The sequence below is a fragment of the Streptomyces sp. NPDC006309 genome (assembly GCF_040613095.1).
In the GTDB taxonomy this organism is placed as follows: Bacteria; Actinomycetota; Actinomycetes; order Streptomycetales; family Streptomycetaceae; genus Streptomyces.
The window spans coordinates 22018-37725 of sequence record NZ_JBEXRO010000027.1 but is presented as its reverse complement, the minus strand read 5'-3'; the positions used below and the strand labels follow the sequence as shown (position 1 = coordinate 37725).

The 15708-nt window shown below is 72.6% G+C and carries 17 protein-coding genes and 7 tRNA genes; 14 read left to right on the top strand and 10 right to left on the bottom strand.

Going from position 1 to position 15708, the window contains the following annotated elements; translation table 11 throughout:
- The first annotated feature begins 387 nt into the window (after positions 1-387).
- On the top strand, positions 388-1329 hold the full coding sequence (locus ABZ117_RS28385; RefSeq protein WP_356824700.1) for an aminoglycoside phosphotransferase family protein: 942 nt from the start codon (positions 388-390) through the stop codon (positions 1327-1329).
- Between the two features lie 80 nt (positions 1330-1409).
- Positions 1410-1706 (top strand): zf-TFIIB domain-containing protein, encoded by a 297-nt coding sequence (locus tag ABZ117_RS28380; RefSeq protein ID WP_356824643.1) that lies wholly within the window; start codon positions 1410-1412, stop codon positions 1704-1706.
- A 52-nt stretch (positions 1707-1758) separates the two neighbouring features.
- Here ABZ117_RS28380 and ABZ117_RS28375 read toward each other — a convergent pair.
- The 5 genes from ABZ117_RS28375 to ABZ117_RS28355 all read right to left on the bottom strand — a co-directional run bounded on the left by ABZ117_RS28375 (position 1759) and on the right by ABZ117_RS28355 (position 2224).
- Positions 1759-1830: transfer RNA gene (locus ABZ117_RS28375), tRNA-Val, on the bottom strand.
- A 29-nt stretch (positions 1831-1859) separates the two neighbouring features.
- Positions 1860-1931, bottom strand: a tRNA-Val gene (locus tag ABZ117_RS28370).
- Positions 1932-1966: 35 nt separating this feature from the next.
- Positions 1967-2038, bottom strand: a tRNA-Val gene (locus ABZ117_RS28365).
- 1 nt (position 2039) lies between these two features.
- Positions 2040-2113, bottom strand: a tRNA-Cys gene (locus tag ABZ117_RS28360).
- 38 nt (positions 2114-2151) lie between these two features.
- Positions 2152-2224 (bottom strand) — tRNA-Gly (locus tag ABZ117_RS28355).
- A 178-nt stretch (positions 2225-2402) separates the two neighbouring features.
- Between ABZ117_RS28355 and ABZ117_RS28350 the strand changes: the two genes are divergently transcribed.
- The 3 genes from ABZ117_RS28350 to ABZ117_RS28340 are packed head-to-tail and all read left to right on the top strand — an operon-like array spanning position 2403 to position 5141.
- Positions 2403-3446: a chorismate-binding protein gene (locus tag ABZ117_RS28350; protein ID WP_356824642.1), complete on the top strand. Its 1044-nt coding sequence runs from the start codon at positions 2403-2405 to the stop codon at positions 3444-3446.
- Positions 3443-4264 (top strand): aminodeoxychorismate lyase, encoded by an 822-nt coding sequence (locus ABZ117_RS28345; RefSeq protein ID WP_356824641.1) that lies wholly within the window; start codon positions 3443-3445, stop codon positions 4262-4264. The genes ABZ117_RS28350 and ABZ117_RS28345 overlap by 4 nt, the downstream gene beginning before the upstream one ends.
- Positions 4265-4316: 52 nt before the next feature.
- The gene (locus ABZ117_RS28340; RefSeq protein WP_356824640.1) at positions 4317-5141 is read left to right on the top strand and encodes a GNAT family N-acetyltransferase; all 825 of its coding nucleotides are present in this window, start codon (positions 4317-4319) and stop codon (positions 5139-5141) included.
- A gap of 250 nt (positions 5142-5391) precedes the next feature.
- Here the strand turns inward: ABZ117_RS28340 and ABZ117_RS28335 are convergent, their stop codons facing one another.
- Positions 5392-5916 carry a DsbA family protein gene (locus tag ABZ117_RS28335; protein WP_356824639.1) on the bottom strand — a complete coding sequence of 175 codons (525 nt, stop codon included), beginning with the start codon at positions 5914-5916 and terminating at the stop codon, positions 5392-5394.
- Between the two features lie 205 nt (positions 5917-6121).
- On the opposite strand from ABZ117_RS28335, the gene ABZ117_RS28330 reads away from it, so the two are divergent.
- Both ABZ117_RS28330 and ABZ117_RS28325 read left to right on the top strand, forming a co-directional pair.
- A complete protein-coding gene (locus tag ABZ117_RS28330; protein WP_356824638.1) occupies positions 6122-6559 on the top strand; it encodes a hypothetical protein in 438 nt (145 codons plus the stop codon).
- Positions 6560-6714: 155 nt separating this feature from the next.
- Positions 6715-6870, top strand: a complete 156-nt coding sequence (locus tag ABZ117_RS28325; RefSeq protein WP_356824637.1) for a hypothetical protein — start codon at positions 6715-6717, stop codon at positions 6868-6870.
- Positions 6871-6940: 70 nt separating this feature from the next.
- On the opposite strand, the gene ABZ117_RS28320 is transcribed toward ABZ117_RS28325, so the two are convergent.
- A complete protein-coding gene (locus ABZ117_RS28320; protein WP_356824636.1) occupies positions 6941-7501 on the bottom strand; it encodes a CGNR zinc finger domain-containing protein in 561 nt (186 codons plus the stop codon).
- A 280-nt stretch (positions 7502-7781) separates the two neighbouring features.
- Positions 7782-8195 carry an SsgA family sporulation/cell division regulator gene (locus ABZ117_RS28315; protein WP_004002642.1) on the bottom strand — a complete coding sequence of 138 codons (414 nt, stop codon included), beginning with the start codon at positions 8193-8195 and terminating at the stop codon, positions 7782-7784.
- Between the two features lie 190 nt (positions 8196-8385).
- Between ABZ117_RS28315 and ABZ117_RS28310 the strand changes: the two genes are divergently transcribed.
- Both ABZ117_RS28310 and ABZ117_RS28305 read left to right on the top strand, forming a co-directional pair.
- Positions 8386-8850 (top strand): TIGR02611 family protein, encoded by a 465-nt coding sequence (locus ABZ117_RS28310; protein ID WP_356824635.1) that lies wholly within the window; start codon positions 8386-8388, stop codon positions 8848-8850.
- Positions 8851-8935: 85 nt separating this feature from the next.
- Positions 8936-9007: transfer RNA gene (locus ABZ117_RS28305), tRNA-Val, on the top strand.
- A gap of 569 nt (positions 9008-9576) precedes the next feature.
- Here ABZ117_RS28305 and ABZ117_RS28300 read toward each other — a convergent pair.
- Positions 9577-9924, bottom strand: a complete 348-nt coding sequence (locus ABZ117_RS28300; protein WP_356824634.1) for a hypothetical protein — start codon at positions 9922-9924, stop codon at positions 9577-9579.
- A 293-nt stretch (positions 9925-10217) separates the two neighbouring features.
- On the opposite strand from ABZ117_RS28300, the gene ABZ117_RS28295 reads away from it, so the two are divergent.
- Together ABZ117_RS28295 and ABZ117_RS28290 are read left to right on the top strand one after the other, a co-directional pair.
- Positions 10218-10664, top strand: coding sequence for an SRPBCC family protein (locus ABZ117_RS28295; protein ID WP_356824633.1), 447 nt, complete (start codon positions 10218-10220; stop codon positions 10662-10664).
- A 39-nt stretch (positions 10665-10703) separates the two neighbouring features.
- A tRNA-Val gene (locus ABZ117_RS28290) sits at positions 10704-10775 on the top strand.
- Between the two features lie 72 nt (positions 10776-10847).
- Here the strand turns inward: ABZ117_RS28290 and ABZ117_RS28285 are convergent.
- Positions 10848-11573: a 3'-5' exonuclease gene (locus ABZ117_RS28285; RefSeq protein WP_356824632.1), complete on the bottom strand. Its 726-nt coding sequence runs from the start codon at positions 11571-11573 to the stop codon at positions 10848-10850.
- A 169-nt stretch (positions 11574-11742) separates the two neighbouring features.
- On the opposite strand from ABZ117_RS28285, the gene ABZ117_RS28280 reads away from it, so the two are divergent.
- From ABZ117_RS28280 to thrS, 3 genes are all read left to right on the top strand, one after another.
- Positions 11743-12309, top strand: a complete 567-nt coding sequence (locus ABZ117_RS28280) for a DUF4365 domain-containing protein (RefSeq protein WP_356824631.1) — start codon at positions 11743-11745, stop codon at positions 12307-12309.
- Positions 12306-13577: a hypothetical protein gene (locus tag ABZ117_RS28275; protein ID WP_356824630.1), complete on the top strand. Its 1272-nt coding sequence runs from the start codon at positions 12306-12308 to the stop codon at positions 13575-13577. The genes ABZ117_RS28280 and ABZ117_RS28275 overlap by 4 nt, the downstream gene beginning before the upstream one ends.
- A 98-nt stretch (positions 13578-13675) precedes the next feature.
- Positions 13676-15652, top strand: coding sequence for a threonine--tRNA ligase (gene thrS, locus ABZ117_RS28270; RefSeq protein ID WP_356824629.1), 1977 nt, complete (start codon positions 13676-13678; stop codon positions 15650-15652).
- The last annotated feature ends 56 nt before the right edge of the window (positions 15653-15708 follow it).

The window sequence follows — 15708 nt, the reverse complement described above, 5'->3', positions numbered from 1 at the left end:
CCCTGGCAAGGCCCGCTCCGCGGCAAGCCGCCCTCGCCCGGGACGCTCGCCGTCCCGCCGCCGTACCCCCGCCCGGCAGGCCCGCTGTCCCGACGGTGGTCCACCGAGACAGTGTCCGGCTCCGCTGCAAGCCGCCCCCGCCCGGAACGTCCGCCGTCCCGTCGCCGTACCCGACAGTGATCCCCTGAGGCGGGCCCGGCTCCGCTGCGAGTCGCCCCCGCCCCGCCGACGCCCCCACCGGACGCGGCCCCGCCGCCGACCCCGCCCGCACCACCCGCCACCCCCTGGCGATCTCCCGGCGATCTCCCGCCCAGTACCCTCGGCCGAACAGCCCACCCCCCCGAGGCAGCCTTGACCGCAGACGCGTCCGCCCCCGCCCCCGCCCTGATGACCGCGCTGACCGCACAAGCGAAAGCCGCCGCCCACCCCCGCGTCCTCACCACCCCCTGCGCCTGCGTCAGCACCCCCCTGGCCGACCGGGAGGACGCCACGGTCGTGCGGCATGCCGGCACCGTCGCCAAGGCCCACGCCCCGGAGACCGACCGCGCCGCGCTGGTCCGGCGCCTCGCCACGGCCGCCGGCCACCCCGACGTGCTGCTTCCCCCGCTCACTCCCACCCCGGTCCCCCTGCGCGACCGTCTGGTGACCTTCTGGCCGTACGGCGCCCCGGTGGACCCGGACGATCCGGACGCGGCCCCCTGGGAGGCCGCCGCCACCCTCCTGGCGAACCTGCACCGCTGTCCCGCCCCCGCCGGCCTGCCCCCGATGCGCGGTCCCGTCAAGGCCGCCCGCGCCCTCGCCCGGCTCCACGCGGCCCTCCGTGCCACCGCCCCCACAGGTCACCCGGCCGCCCGTCCCGTCCTGGACGCCTGGGCCGGCCTGCCCGCCTGGGCCCGCGGGAAGGCGCCGATGCCCGGCCCGCCGGCCCTCTGCCACGGTGATCTCCACCTCGGCCAGCTGGTCCGGCACCCGGCACCGGACGGCCCCTGGAAGCTGATCGACGTCGACGACCTGGGGTCCGGCGTGCCGGCCTGGGACCTCGCCCGCCCAGCCGCCTGGTACGCCTGCGGGCTCCTCCCGCCCGACGAGTGGACCCGCTTCCTGGCCGCCTACCGGCACGCAGGCGGCCCGGCCGTGCCCGCGGACGGCGACCCCTGGGCCACCCTGGACGTGCCGGCCCGCGCCCTCACCGCGCAGACGGCCGCGCTCGCGTTGACGAAGGCGCTCGCGGCGGACCGCCCGCTGGACGAGGTGGAGCAGGCCCTGGTCGACGCGTGCGCGCGGATGCCCTCCGTACCCCCTCGGCCCACGCCCGTTCCGGCGGACTAGGCTGCAACCGCCCGGGGCCGGACGGAGTCTGTCCTGGGGAAACGCGAAGCAGGACCGACCGGCGAGGAGTTGAGCCGACCATGCAGTGTCCGAAGTGCCATGCGCCGATGCACACCTACAACCGCAACGGCGTTCAGATCGAGCAGTGCAGCGGCTGCCGCGGCATCTTCCTCGACTACGGCGAGCTGGAGGCGCTGACCCGGCTGGAGAGCCAGTGGTCCCAGCCCGCTCCGCCGCCCCCGCCGGCCCCGCAGTCGTACCCGGCCCCGCCCGCACCCGCCTGGGGCGCCCCGCACGGCGGTCATCACGGTGGTGGCCACGGTCACTACGAGCACCACCGCCACAAGAGCTTCGGTCACATGCTCTTCTCCAGCTGAGCGCACGAAGAAGCCCCCGGCCGTACGAGACGGCCGGGGGCTTCCTGCTGTGTGGACGATACTGGGATTGAACCAGTGACCTCTTCCGTGTCAGGGAAGCGCTCTCCCGCTGAGCTAATCGTCCGCGGACCGTGACGCGTGCGTCACAGGCGGTGCGCGATACTGGGATTGAACCAGTGACCTCTTCCGTGTCAGGGAAGCGCTCTCCCGCTGAGCTAATCGCGCGGGACGGATCATGCCGTACAGACCGGCGGATCCAGTGGACGATACTGGGATTGAACCAGTGACCTCTTCCGTGTCAGGGAAGCGCTCTCCCGCTGAGCTAATCGTCCTTGGAGGTGGAGACGGGATTTGAACCCGTGTAGACGGCTTTGCAGGCCGTTGCCTCGCCTCTCGGCCACTCCACCAGGAGTGTAGGGGACCGGAACGACCCCTTCTTCCTTCGAGCGGACGACGAGGCTCGAACTCGCGACCTCAACCTTGGCAAGGTTGCGCTCTACCAACTGAGCTACGTCCGCCTGTCGTTTCGGAGCGCTTCCGCGTCCCGGCGACGTGTTGAACTCTAGCGGATTCCCGGGCCAGTACAAAAACGCGTTTGCGCAGCGTGCTGCGGTGCGCCCGCCGGAGCCGCCGGTCCCGGTCCCCTCCGGGACATCCCGAGGTCGACTTTCGGATACCCGTCCTAGACTCGACCACGTGTCCCACCACGCTCCTCTGGCCCGCTTCGGCGACCGCGTCGCCACCGGCCTCCTCGACGTCACCAGCGATCCGGCCGCCCTGGACTCCACCGGCTTCTGGGCCGTCTGCGCGGACTTCGAGGGCCGGCTGACCTGCGCCCGCTTCGCGGACGTACGCCAGGAGCCGGTGCCCGCCCCGGTGCCTGGCGCCTGGCACGGCCCGGCACCGGGGGACTGGACCTCCTCCCTGGACCGGGCCGCGTACACGGCGGCCGTCCGCGGGATCCGCGAGCGTATCGCCGCCGGCGACGTCTACCAGGTCAACCTCTGCCGGGTGCTCGGCGCGCCGGTCGCCCCGGACGCCGACGTGGACGCCCTGACCGCCCTGCTGGCCCGCGGCAACCCGGCGCCGTACGCGGGCACGGTCCGCCTGCCGGAGCACGGTGTGGAGATCGCCACCGCCTCGCCCGAGCTGTTCCTGAGCCGCGACGGCCGCGTCGTCGAGTCGGGGCCGATCAAGGGCACCGGGCGCACCGAGGCGGACCTCCTGGAGAAGGACTACGCCGAGAACGTGATGATCGTGGACCTGGTCCGCAACGACATCGGGCGCGTCTGCGCGACCGGCAGCGTGACCGTCCCCGACCTGTGTGTCGTGGAGAAGCACCCCGGCCTCGTCCACCTCGTCTCCACCGTGCGCGGCGAGCTGCGCGAGGAAGCCGGCTGGCCGGAGCTGCTGGCCGCCGCCTTCCCGGCCGGCTCGATCACCGGCGCGCCGAAGCCGAGCGCCCTAGGGATCATCGCGGAACTGGAGACGGCACCGCGCGGCCCGTACTGCGGCGGGATCGGCTGGGTCGACGCCGACCGCGGCACCGGCGAGCTGGCCGTGGGCATCCGCACCTTCTGGATCGACCGTGCCGACGGCACCCTGCGCTTCGGCACCGGCGCCGGTATCACCTGGGGCTCCGACCCCGAGGGGGAGTGGCGGGAGACCGAGCTGAAGGCGTCCCGGCTGCTCGCGGTAGCGTCGGGATCGTACGAGGACACGGAAAGGGCGCTCACATGAGGATCTGGCTGGACGGCGGGCTGCGGGACTCGGACGCCGCCCGGGTCTCCGTCTTCGACCACGGGCTGACCGTCGGTGACGGCGTCTTCGAGACCGTGAAGGCGGTCGACGGCAGGCCGTTCGCACTCCCCCGGCACCTCGACCGGCTGACCCGCTCGGCCCGCGGCCTCGGCCTGCCCGACCCCCGCCACGACGAGATCCGCGAGGCCTGCGCGGCCGTGCTCGCCGCCAATCCGATGCCGCTCGGCCGGCTGCGGATCACCTACACCGGCGGCCACGGCCCGCTCGGCTCCGACCGCGGCGCGCACGGTCCCACCCTCGTCGTCGCCCTCGGCGAGGTCACCCGCCGCCCGGACACCACCGCGGTGATCACCGTCCCGTGGACCCGCAACGAGCGCGGCGCCCTCACCGGCCTGAAGACCACCTCGTACGCCGAGAACGTCGTCGCCCTGGCCCGCGCCCACCGGCACGGCGCCTCCGAGGCGTTGTTCGGCAACACGGTCGGGCAGCTGTGCGAGGGCACCGGGTCCAACGTCTTCGTCGTCCTCGACGGCGAGATCCACACCCCGCCGGTCGCCTCCGGCTGCCTGCCCGGCATCACCCGCGCCCTGACGGTCGAGTGGACGGGCGCCAGGGAGACGGACCTGCCCCTGGACGTCGTGCAGCGCGCCGACGAGATCTTCCTGACCTCCACCTTGCGGGACGTGCAGGCCGTGCACCGGGTCGACGGCCGTGAACTGGCCGGCACGCCCGGACCGGTGACCGCCAAGGCCATGCGGATCTTCGACGAGCGGTCCGGGCAGGACCTGGATCCCTGACCCCGGTGGAAGAGGCTGACCCGACGGGGCCGTCGTGGGTAGAACAGCTGTGATGACGACGACCCTGCGGCCGGCCGAGCCGCTCCAGCAGAACCCCGACGGCACGCGTTCACGCCGCTACCAGGTGTGCGTCAACAGCCGTCCCGTCGGCGAGATCCGTCTCGGCACCTCGCCGGACCTCGGTGACTCGGTGGCCCGCATCATCGACCTGCGGATCGCCGAGCCGGACCGGCGGCGCGGCCGGGGCACCGTGGCCGCGCTCGCCGCGGAGGAGGTGGCGCGCGGCTGGGGCTGCACCCGGATCGAGACCACCGTGCCCGCCACGGCGGACGCCGGGCTGCGCCTGCTCGCGGCCCTCGGCTACACCGTGCGCAACCGCCGCATGGAGAAACGCCTCGGCACCACCCCGCCCGAACTGCCGTCGGGCGGCCGTGCGCGGCCCATGACCGAGGCCGAGTTCGAGGTCTGGCGGGTCACGGAGAGCGAGCGGTACGCGCGCACGTGGAGCGAACGGGGCGTCCCCGAGGCCGCGGCCCGCGCCAAGGCCCGCGACGACCACAGGCGGTTGCTGCCGCACGGGCTCGCGACGGACGGCGTGCTCTTCAGCGTGCTGGAGCACGGGGGCAGCCGGGTGGGCGTCCTCTGGGTGGCCCTCAGGGATGACGGGGCGTTCGTGTTCGACGTCGAGACCGACGCGGCCCACCGAGGCCGGGGACACGGCCGTACGCTGATGCTGCTGGCGGAACGCCAGGCGATCGAGGCCCGCCTGCCGGTCCTCGGCCTCAACGTGTTCGCGGGCAACACCCCGGCCGAGCGGCTGTACGCGTCGCTGGGCTACGAGCCGGTGACCCACTCCCTGACCAAGCCCCTGCTGTAGGGGAGCCGGGCGGCCCCACCGGAGAGTCCGGGGCGCCCCGGAAGGGTCCGGGGCGCCCCGGACGGCTCGGGGCGCGCCGGGACGTGTGGATCCGCAGACCCCCGGACGAGTCCGGGCAGGGCCGGGCGTGGGGCTCCGCGGGCGGGGCGGACGGGTTCGGGAGGGACGGGCGTGCGGGCTCCCGGGGTGTGCCGGAACGTGTCGTCTCCCGGCGTGTGCCCGTAGGGGTGCCCGGGGGGCTGCGGGCCGCTCAGGCCGGCCCGTCGGCCAGCAGCCGGTCCGCGATGCCCTCGATGCGTTCGCGCAGCCCCTCCTGGCTCTTGCCGCCGTCGAGGCGTTCGCCGCCGATGACGTACGTGGGGGTGCCGCTCACGCCGATCGCCTTGCCCTCGGCCTGGTCGGCGTCGACGACCAGGATGTGCCGGCCGTCGATCAGCGCCGTGTCGAACTCCTCGGCGTCCAGTCCGAGTTCCCGGGCCACCTCCACCAGGAAGGATTCGCCCCTGCGGTCCAGCTCCTCCACCCGCTCCAGCACGGCCTCCACGTACGCCCAGCCCTTGCCCTGCTCCAGCGCCTCCTCGGCGGCCTGGGCGGCGGCGAAGGCGTGCTGGTGCTTCTCCAGGGGGAAGTGCCGCAGACGCGGTTGCAGCCGGTCGCCGTAGCGGGCGCGCAGGGCGCGGACGTCGTCGAGGGCGCCGCGGCAGTCGGGGCACTGAAGTTCGCACCAGACGTCGAGGACGACGGCGTCGGTGCGTACGGGTGAGGAGTCGCTCATGGGCTCCAGTCTTCCAGGCGGGACCCGGGCGGCCCAATCGGGACGCCGGGCACCGGCCGGGTCCGGGCGCGGGCTCCGAGACCGCGTCCGGCGCTCCAGGAGGGGCCGACCCGGAGATGTCCCTGAAGTGTGCCCGGAGCATGGCATCGCGGGGACGCGGCGGTGCAGGATGGAAGGACCGAACGAGCCCTGCCAGGAGGACCGGATGATTGCCGAGACCGTCTGCTCCGCCGTGTCCGCGGCGGGCCTGGGCATCGCGGTGGTCACGGCCTACCGCAAGCGGTATCTGGCCGCCGCCCGCCTCGCGGCCTACTCCCTCGTGCCGGTCGCCCTGGTGATGACCGGGATAGTCGGCTGGCTCGCGGGCACCGCCCTGAGCCCCACCGCCTGGGCGGGCTTCGGCCTGCTGGGCGCGGCCTGGCTCCTGTTCGCCGGCACGCGTGCCGTGGAGCGCCGGCGCGCCGGTGACGGTTCCGGGCGCAGGGCGGCCCGGCGGCCCGGACCGGATGCGGTGGCCCCGGAGGCCTCGGCGCCCTCCCTGGGCCAGGGCCGGGCACCCCGCCCCGCAACGACCCCCCGGCCGACCGGCCAGGGGGACGACTTCAGCGACATCGAGGCCATCCTCAAGAAGCACGGCATATGACAGTCACATGACTCGCTGAAACGACACAGTGGGTCCGGGGACGTCCGGAATCGTTCACCAGCCGAACGAGACCTCACGGCATTCGGCGAACTCCCGCAAGATCCGTGAGCGGTGATCGCGTTCGAGGTCCCGGGTACGCCATCATCTGCCGCGAGATGCTGGACACACCCCCACAGAGCGAGGCCGCGCCGCCGAAGGACGAGCCGCGCGGATGCCTCTTCGCCCTTTCCCAGCCACCGCTGATGATCTTCCTAGCGGTGATCGGATGCCTCATCCTCATGGCTGCGCTGCACGACCTGCTGCTGCTGTGAGCCGTACACGTCCGTCCCGGCGCCACCCGCCGGGACCGACGTCGCACCGGACGCCGTACGTCTTCTCCGCTCAGCCCGTCGCTTCCTTGCGCCGGGCCCGGTAGGCGGCGACATGCAGCCGGTTCCCGCACGTCCGGCTGTCGCAGTAGCGGCGCGAGCGGTTGCGGGAGAGATCGACGAAGGCGCGCCGGCAGTCCGGTGCCTCACAGCGCCGCAGCCGTTCCTGCTCCCCGGCCACCACGAAGAAGGCGAGCGCCATCCCGCAGTCGGCGGCGAGATGGTCGGCGACCGAGGCGCCCGGCGCGAAGTAGTGCACATGCCAGTCGTAGCCGTCATGGTCCGTCAGGCGGGGGGTGGTGCCCGCCCCGGCGACCAGCTCGTTGATCAGCGTGGCCGCCGACCGGGCGTCGGGGGCCGCGAAGACCGAGGCGAACCGCCCCCGGATGCGGCGCACCGCCGAGAGGTCGAACTCCGACAGTACGCCGACGTCGCTGATCTGGTGGTTCCGCACGAACTCCGCGAGAGCCCGCAGGTCGGGCAGTCCGTCCGCCGCCGCGTCCTCCTCCGGCGCGGAGTTCACCAGATCGACCACGGTGTCGAGGGCGCACCGGGTGTCGTGGGTGATCAGCACGTTTCGCTCCCTGGCCTGGGGGGTCGGGCGGACGCCCGCCGATGCTGGCCGATGGTAGCGACAACCGCGCCCGGTGCACCGGTCACCGTCCGTCCCGGTCGCAGGAGGCTCCGCTCCCCGCCCTCCGCGGGCCGGCCGTCCCGCGCAGCCGGCCCGCACAGGCCGGCGCCGTCCCCGCGATCGCTCACGGTGACGGCGCCGGCCAGTGCCGTATGCGGTTGGCTTGGCCCGAGCCGTCTCCCCGAGTGGACGGCACCGGGCTGCTTCGAGGGGCCGCGACCTAGCTCTCCGCCAGGATGTGCGACAGCTCCTGGTCAAGATCGAAGTGCCGGTGCTCCGTGCCGGGCGGCACGGCGGCGTCGGTTCGCTTCAGGAAGGACTCGAGGGCCCGCGCCGGGGCCTCGAGCAGGGCCTCCCCCTCCGGGGAGCTGAGGGCGATGCACACGACGCCCTGACCATGACTGCGCGATGGCCAGACGCGGACGTCTCCGGTGCCGGTGGGCCGGTGCAGCCCCTCGGCGAGGAGGTCGCGGGCGAACACCCACTCGACGGTCTCCTCGGCTCCGGTGTGGAAGGTGGCGTGCACGGCGTAGGGGTCGGCCGTGTCGTACCGCAGGCCTGCGGGGACAGGCAGGGAAGACTCGCTCGACACAACGAGGCGCAGGTGCAGCTCGCAGCTGACCGTGGTGTTCATAAGCGCCAGGGCCTTTCGCTCAGTGTGCGCTCGGGGATTCGCACGTCGGCGAAATCGACATGCCACCTACGGTGCCGTTGTAAACCCCTCTGAGGGTTTTGCGTGGGTTTACGTAACTCTTCCGGCCGAGAACTCGTACCGGATCCAGGACCATTCCGGTGACCGATTCACTACGGTAGGGTTTGTCTGTGTGAATACGGGGAGTGACGGTCTGGGTGAGGTCGCGGTGGCAGTGGACGAGGCGAAGGCGGACGGGCACGTGGGCGAGGAAGGTGCCGAGCGGGGGCTCGGCTCCCGGGCGCCGGAGTACGTCAGGGAGCGCCGGCTCCTGCACCTGAGCTGGCAGGTGGGTGTCTTCGTGATCGGGCTGGCGGTCGTCGCCGCCGGCATCGTCATGCTGCCCCTGCCGGGTCCCGGCTGGGTGGTCATCTTCGGCGGCATGGCGATCTGGGCGACCGAGTTCGTCTGGGCCCAGCTCGTGCTCCGCTGGACCAAGCGCAAGGTCACCGAGGCGGCCCAGCGGGCCCTCGACCCCAAGGTGCGGCGCCGCAACATCACCCTCACCGTCATCGGGCTCCTGATCATCGGCGTACTCGCCGGGTTCTACCTGTGGAAGTTCGGCGCCGTCATGCCGTGGAAGATCAAGGACCAGTGACACGGCCGCGGGGACGGGCCGCCCCGCCGTCCCGTCCCGGGTTCGGAAGCACCCCCTGACTTGGGGTAATGTTCTTCCTGCGCCCGGGCGATTAGCTCAGTGGGAGAGCGCTTCGTTCACACCGAAGAGGTCACTGGTTCGAACCCAGTATCGCCCACCCGGACCGACGGCCCATCTGCGACAAGCAGGTGGGCCGTCGACGTGTACGCCCTCTTCCGGGCGCCGCCGGGCGGCCGACGGGCACGCCGAGCCGGGGGCTCGAACCCGGCCGAGGAGGCGTCTCGGCGTGCGCGATCGGCAGGGCCGGGAGCGGGCGCTTCGGCTGGAGCGGCTCCTCGCGTGGGGTGATGGGCGGGTTCTGCGGGCTGCCTCAGCGGCTCGGGCGCCTGACCGTTAGAGGGGGCGGGTGAGCGGTCAGCCACCCGTCGTGGGGGCGGTGGCGACGGGCTGTCGCTCGGGGACGGACCTGCCGCCGCTCCTCATCCCGTGCGCTGGAGCACCACTCGGCCAACCTTTCACCGCAGTCCCGGGCGGTCTCTTCCCCGGCCTCGGGCGTGCGGTACGAGCAGCGCGGCCGGACTGCCGTGCGCTGCCGGGAAGGCCGGCCGCGCGAACCGGCGGAGATCTTGGGACGCGTTCGATCCTGAGGGCGGCCGGGGCCGGGCTCGCCGCAGCGACCGGATGCGGGGGCGGCGGCGGTTCCGGGAACGGGGCGGTGACGATCCGTTACGCCTGGTAGGCGTCGAGGAGCGGGTCAAGAAGATCGACCACGGCACCACGCTGTTCGAGAAGAAGCACCCGGAGGTCAGCGTCAAGACCTACTTTCAGACGTACGAGTCCTTCTGGAAGAAGTGCCGGACGCAGGCCACGGGCGGAAATCCCCCGGACGTTTTCCAAAGCGGCCGTCACTTTCCTGCGGAAGTACGACAAACGCGGAATTCTCCTCGATCTTCGGTCGTAGGACAGGGCGGATATCTGAGCCTGGATCAGTTCTGAAAGAACGTCACGAAGGTGGGCGAGGCTGCTGCAAGCAGCTCGGAATTCCCGTCGGTCGAACACCATGGCGCTCGTCACCGACAAGAAGGTCCACCCACGGCGGATCGGCTTCCGCAGGGCGGACCTGACGGAGTGGTGGACGGAGGGCTGCGACCGGCCGAGCGGGCCCGGGCCGACTTCCACGGCTCCGACGGCTGCACCGAGGCTTCCCCGTGGCGTGCCGAGAACCTCGCCGGGCCGGCCACCCTGGTCGCGGGCGGCGAGGACGCCCGCCTGACCCGGCCGGGGGAGCACCGTCGCACGGGCGGCGGCCCTCGTGCCGGCTCCGGCGGTCCTCCGCTGCGGGCGGCCACCGCGGGCACACTCACCCCATGGACTGGAACCACTACCGCTTCCGCAGCCTGTGGCCCCTGCCCGCCCCGCCGGCCGCGGTGTACGCGGCACTGGAGCGCCCCGAGGACTATCCCCGCTGGTGGCCGCAGGTGCGGGCGGTGACCCGGGGGGACGGCCGCACCGGCGTGATCACCATCCGGTCCGCGCTGCCGTACGGCATCACCCTCACCGTGCGGGAGACCCGCCGGGACCCGGCCGCCGGCGTCCTTCAGGTCGCTCTCTCCGGTGACATGGAGGGCTGGGCGCGCTGGACGGTCACCGCCGGCGGCCCCGGCGCGCTCGTCCGCTACGACCAGGAGGTCGATGTGCGCAAACCCCTGCTCAGGCTGCTCGCCGTCCCCGGACGGCCCGTCTTCCGCGCCAACCACCGGCTGATGATGCGCGCCGGACGGCGCGGACTGCGGCGGCACCTGGGAGCGGTTTGAACGAAGGGCGCCCGGACCTGTATGGTTCAGTGCGTTCCCGGGCGATTAGCTCAGTGGGAGAGCGCTTCGTTCACACCGAAGAGGTCACTGGTTCGAACCCAGTATCGCCCACCGGGAGAGAGCCGGTCCGCAGCAGCGGACCGGCTCTTCGCGTGTCCCGGGCCCTGCCGCCCCGACCGGTGGTCACGCCGCCGCGGGAAGCTCCGGCCTGAGCGGCCAGTCCGTGCACACCGTCTCCTCCGAGCCGCTGCGCGCGAACCACGCCTGCAACCCCCGCGCCTGCGCCGCGTGCCAGTTCGTCTGGAGTGCGTGCAGCTCGGTGGGGGACAGCCGCTCCAGCCGGGCCGCGAACCGGCGGCCCAGCGCCCGTACGACGTCCAGCGCGGCCAGTGCGTCCGCCGCCGCGTCGTGCGCGTCCTGGAGCGGCACGTCGTAGTGCGCGCACAGGTCGGTCAGCGTCCGGCGTCCCTTGCGGTACCGGTCCAGGTGCTTGTCCAGCACCCGCGGGTCCAGCACCCTCAGCGGCACCGACTCGAACCAGCGGTCCAGCGGCGACGCCCGGTGCCGGCGCAGCTCCCGGTCCAGCAGCGTCAGGTCGAACGGCGCGTTCATCACCACCAGCGGCCGGCCCAGTGCCGCGTGTTCGGCCAGCTGCTCCGCTATCTCGTACATCACCGGCGCCGGCCACCGCCCGTTGCGGTGCAGGTGATCCTCCGTCAGCCCGTGCACCGCGGTCGCCGCCTCGGGCACCGGCACACCCGGATTCACCAGCCAGCGGGACGCCCGGGGCCGGGTCCCCGGCGCGTCCTGGACGACGACGGCGGCCGACACGATCCGGTCGGTCTCGACGTCCACGCCCGTCGTCTCCGTGTCGAAGGCGGCCAGCGGCCCCTCGTACCAGGTCGTCATTCCCACCCAACTCCTCGTTCTCCCGCGACAGATGACTTTCCGTCCCCTGTCCGGTTCGGTGATACCCGGGCTGTTTGCGCCGTACGCCGGGAGGAGACAACAGGAGTACGGGTCTTTGCAGTTCAGCGGCCCGCCGCAGGAAAACACCGGGCTGGGAGGGCTGTTGGTCATGGCCGTAGCGCAGCCCGAGCGGGGCGGGTTGCTGCCCGACCGCCCGGGCACCCTCCGCGGCACGCTCGCCACCACCGCCTGCATGGAGACGTTGCAGGTCGGCTATCTGCACGCGGTCGCCGCCGCGGCCGGCTGCTCGCTGTCCCAGCCGTTCCCCGACAACGGCATCGACTGGCACGTCAGCCACAGCGCACCCGGGCACACCGTCGACGACGAGGTCACCGTCAAGGTGCAGCTGAAGGCCACCTACCAGGTCGCGCCCGACCCCCCGGGACCCTTCTTCTCCTTCACCCTCGACAACGCCCACCTGCGCAAACTCGCCCGCACCCCGGTGTCGGTCCACAAGATCCTGGTGGTCATGCTCGTCCCGCGCTCCCCGGACGACTGGCTGCGCGCCGGCCACGAACGGCTCGAACTCAGGCACTGCTGCTACTGGATCAACCTCGCCGGCCACCCCGTCACCGGCCGGCACCGGACCACCGTGCGGATACCGACCTCGCGCATCTTCGACGACCGGGCGCTGTGCGCGATCATGGCGCGGGTCGGGACGGGAGGCAGGCCATGAGGAACCGTCCCCCCGACGAGCCGCCGGTACGGCGGGTCCTCGACGAGCCGGTACGGCGGGTCCGGCCGGAACCCGGCGACATCCCCCGTGACCCCTCGCCGCGGCCCGCCGACGTCGACCCCGCCGTCCTCGGCGCCCTGCTGCGCCGGCACGGCTGGCAGCGGCGCGGGGGAGCGGCCGGGCACTACGGCCGCTGGACCCCGCCCGGGCCGGGCACCGCCGCGACCAGCCTGCTCGTGCCGGAGAGCCGCGCCTTCCCGGACAGCGACGACCTGCTCGGCGAGGCCATCGAAGCCCTCGCCCGCAGCGACACCCCGTCCGCCCGCGAGGTGCTGCTCTGCCTCGCCGTACCCAGCGACGAGATCCGCTTCTGGCGCGACACCCCGGCCGGTCCCGCCGGAGCCGCGCCCTGGGCCGCAGACGCGCAGCTGCGCGGCGCCGCCCGCCGGATCCTGCTCGCCGCCGCGCTCGCCACCCGCGAGCCCGCCGGCTACCACGGCGCACGCCACCGCCGCTCCGCCGCCGCGCTCGTCGGGGGCGTCCTCGTCGGCCCCGCCGCCGAGGACCACGCCCTCACCGCCTTCGTCCCCGTCCCCGCGGGACGCGCGCTCTCCGTCCGCCTCCACCAAGCCCTCCACGCCGCCCGCGAGGCCATCGACTACCAGCGGGCCACCGGCGGCATGGACGCCTTCGACGGCGCCGTCGAGGCCGGCGTCAGCCATGAACTGACCGAGGCGCTCTCCGCGCTGGTGCGCGGCACCGAGGGCGCCCGCGTCGCCGTCGCCTGGGCCCCCGGCACCGGCGTCCCGGACGGCTGCGCCGCCTTCGCCGACCCCGTCGAGTTCTCACCCGGCGACCTGCCCGTGCTGCGCGAGGCCGCCGCCCGCTACCTCCGCGCGGAGCCTTCCGTCCCGGTCAGCGTCACCGGCGCCGTCGTCCGCATGCGCCGCTCCGGGCCCGGCGGTCAGGGCACCGTACGCCTGCGCGTCCTCGCCGGCGCCGAGGTGCCGCACCTCCGCGTCACCCTGGACGAGGAGGACTACCGCGTCGCCGGCCACGCCCACCTCGTCGGACTCCCGGTGCGCGTGCACGGCCGGCTGGAGCGGCGGGGCGGCTTCCGCCGGCTCACCGGCGCCCGCGGCGTCGTCCCCGTACAGGTCGACGACGCCGAACGCGACCGGCTGCTGAAGTCCCTCCACGAGAACCTCGACTTCTTCGACGGGACCTGCGACGAGCCAGGTGAGGAGGCGTACGGGCAGGACGACTGAAGGAAACCGTTTCGCGGTGGGTGCCGTCGGGTCGGTACGATCGCCTGAGCGCGCGCTCCTCGTACGGCGCCGCACCCACCTTCAGTCAGGAGAGACCGGTGTCAGACGTCCGTGTGATCATCCAACGCGATTCCGAGCGGGAAGAACGCGTGGTGGCGACGGGCACTACGGCTGCCGACCTCTTCGCGGGCGAGCGTTCCGTCATCGCCGCGCGCGTGGGCGGCGAGCTGAGGGACCTCGCGTGGGAGCTGTCCGACGGTGACGAGGTCGAGGGCGTCGAGATCTCCTCCGAGGACGGCCTGAACATCCTGCGCCACTCCACCGCGCACGTCATGGCGCAGGCCGTGCAGGAGCTGTTCCCCGAGGCCAAGCTGGGCATCGGCCCGCCCGTGAAGGACGGCTTCTACTACGACTTCGACGTCGAGAAGCCGTTCACGCCCGAGGATCTCAAGGCCGTCGAGAAGAAGATGCAGGAGATCCAGAAGCGCGGGCAGAAGTTCGCCCGCCGTGTCGTCACCGACGAGGCGGCCCGCGCCGAGCTGGCCTCCGAGCCGTACAAGCTGGAGCTGATCGGCCTCAAGGGCTCGGCGTCGCACGACGACGGCGCGGACGTCGAGGTCGGCGCCGGCGAGCTGACGATCTACGACAACCTGGACGCCAAGACCGGCGAGCTGTGCTGGAAGGACCTCTGCCGCGGTCCGCACCTGCCCTCGACCCGGCTGATCCCGGCGTTCAAGCTGATGCGCAACGCCGCCGCCTACTGGCGCGGCAGCGAGAAGAACCCGATGCTCCAGCGCATCTACGGCACCGCCTGGCCGTCCAAGGACGAGCTGAAGGCGCATCTGGAGTTCCTCGCCGAGGCCGAGAAGCGTGACCACCGCAAGCTCGGCAGCGAGCTGGACCTCTTCTCCATCCCCGAGCAGATCGGCTCCGGCCTCGCCGTCTTCCACCCCAAGGGCGGCATCATCCGCCGGGTCATGGAGGACTACTCGCGCCGCCGCCACGAGGAGGAGGGCTACGAGTTCGTCTACACCCCGCACGCGACGAAGGGGAAGCTCTTCGAGACCTCGGGCCACCTGGACTGGTACGCCGACGGCATGTACCCGCCCATGCAGCTCGACGAGGGCGTGGACTACTACCTCAAGCCCATGAACTGCCCGATGCACAACCTGATCTTCGACGCGCGCGGCCGGTCGTACCGTGAACTGCCCCTGCGCTTCTTCGAGTTCGGGACCGTGTACCGGTACGAGAAGTCCGGTGTCGTGCACGGCCTCACCCGGGCCCGCGGCTTCACCCAGGACGACGCGCACATCTACTGCACCCGCGAGCAGATGTCCGGGGAACTGGACAGCACGCTCACCTTCGTGCTGAACCTGCTGCGCGACTACGGCCTGACCGACTTCTACCTGGAGCTGTCCACCAAGGACCCGGAGAAGTTCGTCGGCTCCGACGAGGCATGGGAGGAGGCGACCGAGACCCTGCGCCAGGTCGCCGAGAAGCAGGGCCTGCCCCTCGTGCCCGACCCCGGCGGCGCCGCCTTCTACGGTCCGAAGATCTCCGTCCAGGCCAAGGACGCGATCGGCCGCACCTGGCAGATGTCAACCATCCAGCTCGACTTCAACCTGCCCGAGCGGTTCAACCTGGAGTACACCGGCCCGGACGGCTCCAAGCAGCGTCCCGTCATGATCCACCGGGCCCTGTTCGGCAGCATCGAGCGGTTCTTCGCGGTGCTCCTGGAGCACTACGCGGGCGCCTTCCCGGCCTGGCTGGCCCCCGTCCAGGCGCTCGGCATCCCGGTCGGCGACGCGCACGTCGAGTACCTGGAGAAGTTCGCCGCCGCGGCCCGGAAGAAGGGCCTGCGGGTCGAGGTGGACTCCTCCTCGGACCGTATGCAGAAGAAGATCAGGACGGCCCAGAAGCAGAAGGTGCCGTTCATGGTCATCGTCGGTGACGAGGACATGAACGCCGGCACCGTGTCCTTCCGCTACCGGGACGGCTCGCAGGAGAACGGCATCCCGTTCGACGAGGCCATCGCCAAGATCGTCAAGGTCGTGGAGGAGCGGACCCAGGTCTGATCCGCACCGGCCAGGGAGTCCCGGGAGTGAGCCTGACGCCGGCCGTCACGACCCGA

Bases quoted from the DNA above. Each gene is read 5' to 3' on its own strand.
- ABZ117_RS28335 (WP_356824639.1), bottom strand. From the start codon at position 5,916: ATGAGCGACTCCTCACCCGTACGCACCGACGCCGTCGTCCTCGACGTC.
- ABZ117_RS28315 (WP_004002642.1), bottom strand. From the start codon at position 8,195: ATGAACACCACGGTCAGCTGCGAGCTGCACCTGCGCCTCGTTGTGTCG.
- ABZ117_RS28340 (WP_356824640.1), top strand. From the start codon at position 4,317: ATGACGACGACCCTGCGGCCGGCCGAGCCGCTCCAGCAGAACCCCGAC.
- ABZ117_RS28285 (WP_356824632.1), bottom strand. From the start codon at position 11,573: ATGACGACCTGGTACGAGGGGCCGCTGGCCGCCTTCGACACGGAGACG.
- ABZ117_RS28295 (WP_356824633.1), top strand. From the start codon at position 10,218: ATGGACTGGAACCACTACCGCTTCCGCAGCCTGTGGCCCCTGCCCGCC.
- ABZ117_RS28330 (WP_356824638.1), top strand. From the start codon at position 6,122: ATGATTGCCGAGACCGTCTGCTCCGCCGTGTCCGCGGCGGGCCTGGGC.
- ABZ117_RS28380 (WP_356824643.1), top strand. From the start codon at position 1,410: ATGCAGTGTCCGAAGTGCCATGCGCCGATGCACACCTACAACCGCAAC.
- ABZ117_RS28345 (WP_356824641.1), top strand. From the start codon at position 3,443: ATGAGGATCTGGCTGGACGGCGGGCTGCGGGACTCGGACGCCGCCCGG.
- ABZ117_RS28385 (WP_356824700.1), top strand. From the start codon at position 388: ATGACCGCGCTGACCGCACAAGCGAAAGCCGCCGCCCACCCCCGCGTC.
- ABZ117_RS28325 (WP_356824637.1), top strand. From the start codon at position 6,715: ATGCTGGACACACCCCCACAGAGCGAGGCCGCGCCGCCGAAGGACGAG.
- ABZ117_RS28275 (WP_356824630.1), top strand. From the start codon at position 12,306: ATGAGGAACCGTCCCCCCGACGAGCCGCCGGTACGGCGGGTCCTCGAC.
- ABZ117_RS28280 (WP_356824631.1), top strand. From the start codon at position 11,743: ATGGCCGTAGCGCAGCCCGAGCGGGGCGGGTTGCTGCCCGACCGCCCG.